The organism is Citricoccus alkalitolerans, from assembly GCF_039528175.1.
GTDB lineage: Bacteria > Actinomycetota > Actinomycetes > Actinomycetales > Micrococcaceae > Citricoccus > Citricoccus alkalitolerans.
Genome location: NZ_BAAALH010000002.1, coordinates 1,935,358 through 1,944,555 on the forward strand (window position 1 = coordinate 1,935,358; position 9,198 = coordinate 1,944,555).

Consider the following 9,198-nt stretch of genomic DNA (forward strand, 5'->3'; position numbering starts at 1 on the left):
CTCGGCTACTCCGAGGCCCGCCGCACGGCGTTGGCCGCCCAGCTGATCCACCAACGACGCCGGCCGGGCCCGCCGGGTGCCCGAAAGATCAGATCGGTCGTGGACCGGCTCGGCGTGCTCCAGGTGGACTCCGTCAACATCCTGGCGCGGGCCCACTACGTGCCCCTTTTCAGCCGGCTGGGCCCCTACGATCCGGCTCTGCTGGACCGGTTGTCCCATCAGGTGTCCCACCAGAGGCACCCCACGTGGACCGAGTACTGGGCCCACGAGGCCTCGCTGGTCCCGGTGCGGTTGCGGCCCGCGCTCGTGGCAGTCCAACGTCGCACCTGGATGACCGCCACAGACGTGGACGCGCAGGTCAGGGATGAGCTGTCGCAGCAGATCCTCGCGTTGCTCTCCGCGTCCTGTCCGCTGACGGCGAGACAGGTCGAGAGCCGACTGGGGCACCACGGAGGCCATCAGGGACATTGGGGCTGGAACTGGTCCGTGGTCAAGCGGATTCTCGAGGATCTCTTCGCGTCCGGGCGGATCGCGAGTGCTGGACGCAATCCCCAGTTCGAACGCCTCTTCGTGCCGGCCTCGGCCATCGATCCGGCGGCCGAGGTGCCGGACCGGCACGCGGCGGTCCTGGAGCTGGTGGACACCGCCGCCCGGGCCTTGGGGGTGGCCACCGAGGCCAGTCTCGCCGACTACTACCGGATCACCGTCGCAGCCGCCCGCGCCGCAGCGGTGCAACTGTACAACGAGGGCGTCCTGGAACCCGTCCGGCTGCCCGGTCTCCGCGGGACAACCGTGGCGGCATGGCGCCATGCCGAGGCGGTGACGCCCCGGACCGCGACGGGCCGGGCCCTGGTCAGCCCCTTCGATCCACTGGTGTTCCACCGGCCGCGGGTTGAGGCACTGTTCGGCGTGCGGTACCGCCTGGGGATCTACACTCCCGCTCCGAAACGGACCCGTGGTTATTACTCCCTGTTGTTCCTGCTCGGAGAGCGGCTGGTCGCCCAGGTTGACCTCAAGGCGGACCGTGCCGGCAAAGTGCTGTTGGTACGCGGTGCCTGGTCTGAGGATCCGGCCACGGTTCCCGGCGGCCCTGGACAGGCGAGCGGGGCTGGTGGCCTGGCGGCCGACGTCGGGCACGTGGTGGTGGAGCTGGCCGCCGAGCTGGGCGAGCTGGCTGGATGGCTGGGTCTGGAGGACGTGGTGGTGGTGGAGAATGCCGACGGGGACCTGCCAGTGGAACTGCTGCGGGCGTGGAGGAAGCTCCCAGAGATTTGACCGTAGACTATGCGGGTATCTCCGTGGCCGCTGGCCGAACCGGGGTACCCGAGCGCAATGCATACCGACGCACCCGGTGCACCGGGGAACAGGGAGTCTAGGCACGTGGCATCATTCATCGAACGAATCCTGAAGACCGGGGACAAGAAGGTCCTCAAGCGCCTGAGGGGATTCGCCGACGCCATCAATGTCCTCGAGGACGAGTTCCGCGAGATGTCCGACGCCGAGCTGCGCGGCGAGACCGATGCGTTCCGTGAGCGGATCGCCGGCGGGGAATCCCTCGACTCACTGCTGCCAGAGGCCTTCGCGGCCGTCCGCGAGGCGGCCGGACGCACCCTCGGCCAGCGTCACTACGACGTCCAGCTGATGGGCGGGGCCGCCCTGCACCTCGGGAACATCGCCGAGATGAAGACCGGTGAGGGCAAGACCCTCGTGGCCACCGCCCCGGCCTACCTCAACGCCCTCTCGGGCCAGGGCGTCCACGTCATCACGGTCAACGACTACCTCGCCAGTTACCAGTCCGAGCTCATGGGCCGCGTCTTCCGGTTCCTCGGCCTGGAGACCGGCGTGATCGTCGCCAACCAGGATCCCGCCACCCGACGTGCCCAGTACGCCGCGGACATCACCTACGGCACGAACAACGAGTTCGGCTTCGACTACCTGCGGGACAACATGGCCTGGTCCAAGGACGAACTCGTCCAGCGCGGCCATCACTTCGCCATCGTCGACGAGGTCGACTCCATCCTCATCGACGAGGCCCGCACTCCGCTGATCATCTCCGGCCCGGCCCAGGGCGACGCCTCGCGCTGGTACACCGAGTTCTCCAAGCTGGTGCGCAAGCTGACCTTGGACGAGGACTACGAGGTCGACGAGAAGAAGAAGACCGTCGGCGTGCTCGAGCCGGGCATCGAGAAGACGGAGGACTGGCTGGGCATCTCCAACCTCTACGAGTCCGCCAACACCCCGCTGATCCAGTACCTGAACAACGCCATCAAGGCCAAGGAGCTGTTCAAGAAGGACAAGGACTACGTCGTGCTGGGCGGCGAGGTCAACATCGTGGACGAGCACACAGGCCGTGTCCTGGCGGGGCGCCGCTACAACGAGGGCATGCATCAGGCCATCGAGGCCAAGGAGGGCGTGCAGATCAAGGCGGAGAACCAGACGCTGGCCACCGTCACCCTGCAGAACTACTTCCGCCTCTACGAGAAGCTGTCCGGCATGACCGGTACGGCAGAGACCGAGGCCGGCGAGTTCATGTCCACCTACAAGCTCGGCGTGGTGGTCATCCCCTCGAACAGGTCCATCCAGCGCGTGGACCAGACCGACCTCATCTACAAGAACGAGGTCGCGAAGTTCGACGCCGTGGTCAAGGACATCGCCGAGCGGCACGAGAAGGGCCAGCCCGTGCTGGTGGGCACCACCTCGGTGGAGAAGTCTGAATACCTCTCCAAGCTGCTGGCCAAGAACGGTGTCCGGCACGAGGTGCTCAACGCGAAGAACCACGCTCGTGAGGCGTCGATTGTCGCTCAGGCCGGCCGCAAGGGGGCCGTCACTGTGGCCACCAACATGGCTGGCCGCGGTACCGACATCATGTTGGGCGGCAACGCCGAGCACAACGCGGTCGATGAGATGCAGAAGCGTGGCCTGGATCCCGTCGAGGATGCCGAACGCTATGAGGAACTGTGGGACGAGGTCCTGGCCGCCGCCCAAGAGGGCGTCAAGAAGGAACACGAGGAGGTCCTCGCCCTCGGTGGGCTCTATGTGCTCGGCACGGAGCGCCACGAGTCCCGACGGATCGACAATCAGCTGCGCGGCCGTTCCGGCCGTCAGGGTGATCCGGGCGAATCCCGTTTCTACCTCTCGTTGACCGACGACCTGATGCGCCTGTTCAACCCCGGTGCCGCGTCCCGCATCATGAATTCCGCCTCCGTTCCGGATGACATGGCGCTGGAATCGAAGATGGTGTCCGGGGCCATCCAGAACGCCCAGCAACAGGTCGAATCGCGTAACACCGAGCAGCGTAAGAACGTGCTGAAGTACGACGACGTCATGAATCGCCAGCGTGAGGCCATCTACACCGACCGCCGGCACATCCTGGAGGGTGAGGACCTTCGGTCCAAGATCCAGAACTTCCTCGAAGATGCCGTCTCCACTGTGGTGGATGAGGCCACAGGTGCGGGGCACGCCGGCGACTGGGACCTGGACCAGCTCTGGACGGATTTGAAGCAGATGTACCCCGTGGGCGTCACTGTGGATGAGGTGGTGGAGGAGTCCGGTGGCCTGACGAAGCTCAAGGCCGAGGACCTGAAGCGCGAGCTGGTCTCTGACGCCCGGCTGGCCTATGAGGACCGCGAGAAAGCCATCGGGCCGGACACCCTGCGCGAACTGGAGCGCCGCGTGGTGCTCTCGGTGATCGGCCGGAAGTGGCAGGAACATCTCTACGAGATGGACTACCTCAAGGAGGGCATCGGACTGCGCTCCATGGCCCAGCGTGATCCCCTGGTCGAGTACCAGCGCGAGGGCTTCATCCTGTTCGAGGCCATGATGGAGGCCATCCGAGAAGAATCGATCGGCTACCTGTTCAACCTCGAGGTGCAGACCGCTCCGGCCGCGACCTCGTTGCCGGGTGTGCAGGACGCCCGATCCACGACGATGACGCCAGTCCTGAACGTCAAGGGCCTCGACGCGCCTCGCCAGCCGTCGACCCTCCGGTTCTCCGCGCCGTCGGACTCCGGCGAGGTCACCACGCAGGTGCGCCGCACGGACGGGGCGACCAGCGACCAGACCTCTCCAGGGTCTGCCGATGAGGCGGGCAGGAACGGCTCTGGCAACGGGGCCGGCGGGGCGAAGGGCGCTCCGCGCGGTGCCAAGAAGTCCAAGAAGAGCCGCCGCTAGCCGAGTTCCAGCGCCGTGACCTTCCACCCGGTGCGGTGCTTCTCGATGCGCAAGGCCATGGCCCGGGCACGGTCAGGCAATTGGACCGTGGCGCTGGCCTCGTAGGTCTCCTGGCCCAGGCGGCAGGCCCTGGCCCCGAGAGCCTTGGGCGCCGCGGCGAGGCCATCGGTCCGGGCCGCCCGGATGCGTTGGGCCAGGTCGGCCCGGCGGATCATCTTCTGGTACGTGGCCAGGTCGAGCCACGCGGACAGCTGGCGTGCTGGCCGAAGCCCGAGTTCGGCCTCCACGCAGGCCAGCGCCACGATCCGCGCCAGGGAACGGACATGGCGTTCCTCCTCGCGCCGGAGCTCCGCCTGGGCACGCTCCGTCGTCGTGGTGCCGTCGAGTGGCCGCTGCCGGGGCGCCCATGCCGGGTGCTGCTGACTCCGCGCTTCCCGCGAGGCCGGCTCCACGTTGGAACCGGCCACGGAATCCAGGGGCGGCAGGGTGGCGGGAACGGCGGTGACGGTCAGGGCCGGCGTCCGCTCCGTGGCCGGCTCTGCTGCCGTGGTCAAGGTCGTCATGGTTCCTCCTGTTGTCGGTTGTACTGGCGTCGAGCGTGATCGGGTTCGGCGGGGTTCCGCGGGTTTCGGTCCGGCGTGTGGTGCGGGGGGCGGCCTAGCTCAGGGGCGGCGCCCTGAGGACGGTGCCGGGGATGAGCATGTCCGCGTCGCCGCCGATGACGGTGCGGTTGTGGTCATGCCACTGTCGCCATCGGCCGTCCACTTCCAGGTCGGTGGCAGTGGGGCCCAGTTCATGGGCTGCGATGTCCCACAGACAATCACCTCGTCGCACCGTGACGGTCTTGGCCTCATCTGTGGCTGTCTGGCCCGAGCGGGGTGCACCGGGTGCGGGCGTCGCCGGGGCCGAGGGCTTCCACGTGGGTGTCGGCAGGTATTGCTCGTCCGGCAGTGCGGCCGAGTCGGCCGAGACCCAACCGGGGTGCGGGAGGTTGGTGGACGTGTACATCGAGGACGTCCGTGCTGTTGAATCCTGGGTCGCCGGGAGTGGGTCGACAGCGGAACCCGGCGTGGCCCATGCCCCTGGCGCCAGCAGTAGGTTGACGCCCAGGAGTGACGTCGCCACCCGGCGGAGGAAGGCGGGGGAGAGTGCGCTGCCGCAGCGGATGAGGCGGAGCGATCTGGTCCGGTGACCCAAAGCCACCAAGGCGGTGCCCAGCAAGGCTAGGAACCACCATGCGGCGATGACGGCGCCCGCTCCGGCACACAGGGAGGCGACCAGCCGCTCGACAAGAGGTAGGCCCGCGCTGGGCGCGGCCCCTCCCAGCCCCGGGGAACCGAACCACCACAGCAACGGTCCAGTCACGGTGCACAGCAGCGTCAGGACCAGGTCCTCGCGCCGGAGTGCCCGGTGGCGGTTCTCAGACGATGCATTCACGTTGTGCCCCTTCGGCCACGCGGGCACCGGAGGCCCGTCGTTTTCCTCGATGGACTAAGGCAACAATAGATGGCAGAAGATGTCAATGGGGTCACGATGGAGATGTGGGGAATCATTTGATGACGTTTGATGTCATTGGGCAGGTGGTCAGCATCGGATTCTGGGCCGGTGCTGCGACGACCCTTCACGCCTTAGGGGCTGGTGAGGCAGGCTCGCCCGTCTAGGCTGAAGAGATGAGATGGGACGGGCTGTTTGCCGATCTGGAGGCCCAGCTGGCCCAGGGGCACTGGCAGGACACAGAGGCCGAGGCGGCCGAGATGACGCGCGGTGAGCGATCTGCGATCACCCTGATCGATCGATTGCGTGGTGCGGTGGGGACGCCGTTGGCGCTCGTGCTGGCGGACGGTCAACGGCTGGAGCTGACCCTCTCCACAGTGGGGTCCACCTGGATCGGCGGGATGGACCGCAGCGGGAGCCTGGTGGTGAACCTCGCCGCCGTGGCGGCCATTGACAGCCCCCTGGCCGTGGTGGCCCAGGAGCCGTCCCTCGGGCGGCGGCGGCTGGGCATCGGTTCCCTGTACCGGTCGTTGTCCCGTGCCCGCGTGGCTCTCGTGGTCACCGGCCAGGACGGGCAGTTGCTCGGGGAGGGGACCATCGACCGCGTGGGGCTGGACCACCTGGACCTGGCGGTGCACCCGCGGGATGAACAGCGGCGCGGGCGCAATGTCCGCGGGCTCAGGGTGATCCCCTTCGACGCCGTCCACCTGGTGCGTTCGGCTCAGGCGTCCTCGGTCTGAGGTGCACCGGCCTTCCGGGCCTCGGCCTTGGCGGCCTGCTGCACGTAGAGGTCCTCGATGTACTCGTCGAGCTTGACCTGCTCCACCCGCCACTGGCCACGGCCGCCGATCTGGATGGCCGGCAGCTCCCCGCTGCGCACCAGCGCACGAGCCTGCGCCATGGAGACCTGCAGCTCCTCGGCGACATCGGTCAGGGTCAGGAAGCGCGGCATTGGTCCTCCGGGTCGAAAGCGGGCATCAGTCACCTTCATTCTTCCACGCTCATCTTTCGTTCAGGGGTTGTCCACACCCTGACATGGCCGGCGCCGGCCTTGGATAGGGTGGTCTGGGATGCCGGCGGCGAATGGGGCTGCCGGACCGGAGAGGGAGGACGCCCGTGGAGGGGACGAACACGGCGGAGGCTCCACGGCTCACGCGGCCGGGGTGGAAGGATCCCCGGTTACTGGCCGGGCTCCTGCTGGTGCTGTTGTCGGTGGCAGGCGTCGTGGCCCTGGTGCAGTCACTGGATCGCTCGGAGGGCTATTGGGCCGCCGGGCAGGACCTGGTTCCGGGCAAGGTGGTCGAGACTGACCAGTTGACGGTGGTTCAGGCCCGGTTGGGCGACGCGGCGGACGACTACCTCCGTGCAGACGAACCGTTCCCCGAGGAACACGCGGTGGTGGGCACGGTACGCCAGGGCGAACTGCTCCCGGCCGGTGCCGTGGCCTTGGTGGACCCGCAGTCCCGGCAGGCGGTGTCCCTGACGGTGGCCGACCCGCTCCCTGAGGGCACGGCCTCCGGGGCTCGGGTGGATGTGTGGATCGCCGCCAAGGACGGCAACCAGGGCTTCAGCGAACCGGAACTGGTCGCCCGCTCGGCCGAACTGGCCGAGATCACGGAGGCCACGGGATCCTTCGGTTCCACGGGCGGGATGAACGTGCAGATCCTCGTGGGTCCGGAGCAACTGCCGCAGGTCCTGGACGCCAAGGGCAATGGCGCGCGCATCAGCGTGGTTCCGTCGCTTGCCGGACCGTAGGAGTGCACGTGCGTAAGGTCTCGGTGGCCACCACCATCATGTCCGGCTTCGACCACGTCTCCGGACTCGAGCGTCTGCGCGGGCCCGTCACGGTGATACGCCGTTGCGAGAGCCTCGCTGAACTGATCTCGATGGCTCGCGCTGGTCTGGCAGACGTCGTGCTCGTGGCCGGTGACACCGAACAACTCACCTTGACGTTCATGGAGTCCCTGAGTGCCGGAGGTGCGAGTACTCGAACTGCCGCGGTGGTGGCACTCAGCGAGGTGGCTGCTGAACGCGACCGCCTCACCGGACTCGGTATCCCGGTGGCATCCCCGGATCTGGGCCCAGCGGAACTGGCCACGCTGCTGGCCGACGCGGCTTCCCAAGATCAGCAACGCCAGCGTGTCACGTCCGAACCCGAAGCTCGCGGCCGTGGGCGCCGTGCCGCCCAGAACGGCGCTGACGACTTCACCGGGCCCGAGTACACGACGACGCCGGCCGGCCCGGCCGATGACCGGGTTCTCGCCCCCGGCTCGAGAGTCGACCAAGACCAGACTCTGTCATCCTCCGTCACGGGTGCTGACGCCGTCCGAGTCGGCGCAGAACTGGACAGAGCAGAGTGGGACGGAGCAGACCGGGGTGACGCCGGCCCGGCTGGCGTGGTCGTGCCTGGCGTCCCGGGTCCGGGCCCCGGCGACGAGTCGGATACGGACGTCCTGTCCGATCGGGACGGCGATCGGGAGCCCCCGGGCCCCGGGGGAGTTGCAACGGAACCCGCGGCACCACCCCGGATGACCGCCGTCTGGGGCCCTGCTGGAAGCCCGGGACGCACCACGGTGGCGGTCAACCTGGCGGTGGAGCTGGCCCTCTCCGGGCGCAGGACTCTGCTGATCGACCTGGACACCTATGCGGCCTCCGCGGGCATCCATCTGGGCCTGCTGGACGAATCGGCGGGCATCGCCCAAGCCTGCCGGACGGCTGACCAGGGAAGGATCACTCCTGAAGGTGTCGGGCGAGCAGCGCTCAGGGCACGTGTGGCGGGGGCCTCCCTGCAGGTGCTCACGGGCCTGACTCGTGCGGACCGGTGGCCGGAACTGCGCCGCGCCGCCCTGGACGATGTGCTGGAGGCAGCCACCGCCGGCTGGGACGAGGTCGTTCTCGACTGTGGTTTCTGCCTGGAGGAGGACGAGGAACTGAGCTTCGACATCCCCGCCCCACAGCGCAACGCGGCCACGTTGGCCGGGTTGGCCGCCGCGGACCGAGTCCTGGCCGTCGGCACCGGCGACCCGGTGGGGCTGCCCCGCCTCATTCACGGCCTGGACGAGTTGAGCCTGCACGTGGACATCGTGGAGCGAAGCCGGGTCGAGGTGGTCGTCAACCAGGTCCGGCCGGATGCCTCGGGGGTCGCCCCGCGATCACAGATCACCGGCGTCCTCGACCGGTTCGGCGGTTCCTGGACCGTCGCAGGGTTCCTGCCCTGGGACCGCCGGACCTTGGACCGTGCGCTGCTCGGCGGGCAGGTGCTGGCCGAGGCCGCGCCGAAGTCGGCCTTGCGCCGCGCCGTGGCCCGGCTGGCCGGTACGGCCGCCGGAAGCCTACAGACGGGACCCTCCACGGCCGCCGTCGGACAGGGTCTGCGGACGTTGCTGCGGCGCAGCTGAACCCCGGGCCGCTCTGCAGCGGGCACCCGTCGTTCACGCTTTGACCTGCGTGCCGTTAGGCTCGCCCTAGTGGACCAAGGACGTTCCACTCATCCGGTTGCACCCGGCCCAGGTCCGGTGCCTCCGGTGCAACTGC

The 9,198-nt window shown here is 68.4% G+C and carries 8 protein-coding genes; 5 read left to right on the top strand and 3 right to left on the bottom strand.

The genetic code is table 11. The annotated features are described in order from the left end of the window. Both ABD134_RS14730 and secA read left to right on the top strand, forming a co-directional pair. A partial coding sequence (locus ABD134_RS14730; RefSeq protein ID WP_344230673.1) for a winged helix-turn-helix domain-containing protein occupies positions 1 to 1,275 on the top strand: 1,275 nt, incomplete at its 5' end. Between the two features lie 105 nt (positions 1,276 to 1,380). Continuing rightward, positions 1,381 to 4,170, top strand: coding sequence for a preprotein translocase subunit SecA (secA, locus tag ABD134_RS14735; RefSeq protein ID WP_344230675.1), 2,790 nt, complete (start codon positions 1,381 to 1,383; stop codon positions 4,168 to 4,170). Here secA and ABD134_RS14740 read toward each other — a convergent pair. Together ABD134_RS14740 and ABD134_RS14745 are read right to left on the bottom strand one after the other, a co-directional pair. Beyond that, positions 4,167 to 4,733 carry an Rv3235 family protein gene (locus ABD134_RS14740; protein WP_344230677.1) on the bottom strand — a complete coding sequence of 189 codons (567 nt, stop codon included), beginning with the start codon at positions 4,731 to 4,733 and terminating at the stop codon, positions 4,167 to 4,169. The two genes, secA and ABD134_RS14740, sit on opposite strands and share 4 nt — an antisense overlap. A 94-nt stretch (positions 4,734 to 4,827) precedes the next feature. Continuing rightward, entirely contained in the window at positions 4,828 to 5,607 is a 780-nt protein-coding gene (locus ABD134_RS14745; RefSeq protein WP_344230679.1) for a LysM peptidoglycan-binding domain-containing protein, read from the bottom strand. Positions 5,608 to 5,840: 233 nt separating this feature from the next. On the opposite strand from ABD134_RS14745, the gene ABD134_RS14750 reads away from it, so the two are divergent. Next, positions 5,841 to 6,404, top strand: a complete 564-nt coding sequence (locus ABD134_RS14750; protein WP_344230681.1) for a hypothetical protein — start codon at positions 5,841 to 5,843, stop codon at positions 6,402 to 6,404. Here the strand turns inward: ABD134_RS14750 and ABD134_RS14755 are convergent. After that, entirely contained in the window at positions 6,386 to 6,616 is a 231-nt protein-coding gene (locus tag ABD134_RS14755) for a helix-turn-helix domain-containing protein (protein ID WP_159551548.1), read from the bottom strand. The two genes, ABD134_RS14750 and ABD134_RS14755, sit on opposite strands and share 19 nt — an antisense overlap. A 164-nt stretch (positions 6,617 to 6,780) precedes the next feature. Between ABD134_RS14755 and ABD134_RS14760 the strand changes: the two genes are divergently transcribed. Together ABD134_RS14760 and ABD134_RS14765 are read left to right on the top strand one after the other, a co-directional pair. Further along, the gene (locus ABD134_RS14760; RefSeq protein ID WP_344230684.1) at positions 6,781 to 7,419 is read left to right on the top strand and encodes a flagellar biosynthesis protein FlgA; all 639 of its coding nucleotides are present in this window, start codon (positions 6,781 to 6,783) and stop codon (positions 7,417 to 7,419) included. 8 nt (positions 7,420 to 7,427) lie between these two features. Beyond that, positions 7,428 to 9,062, top strand: coding sequence for a CpaE/TadZ family protein (locus tag ABD134_RS14765; protein WP_344230686.1), 1,635 nt, complete (start codon positions 7,428 to 7,430; stop codon positions 9,060 to 9,062). Positions 9,063 to 9,198: the final 136 nt, after the last annotated feature.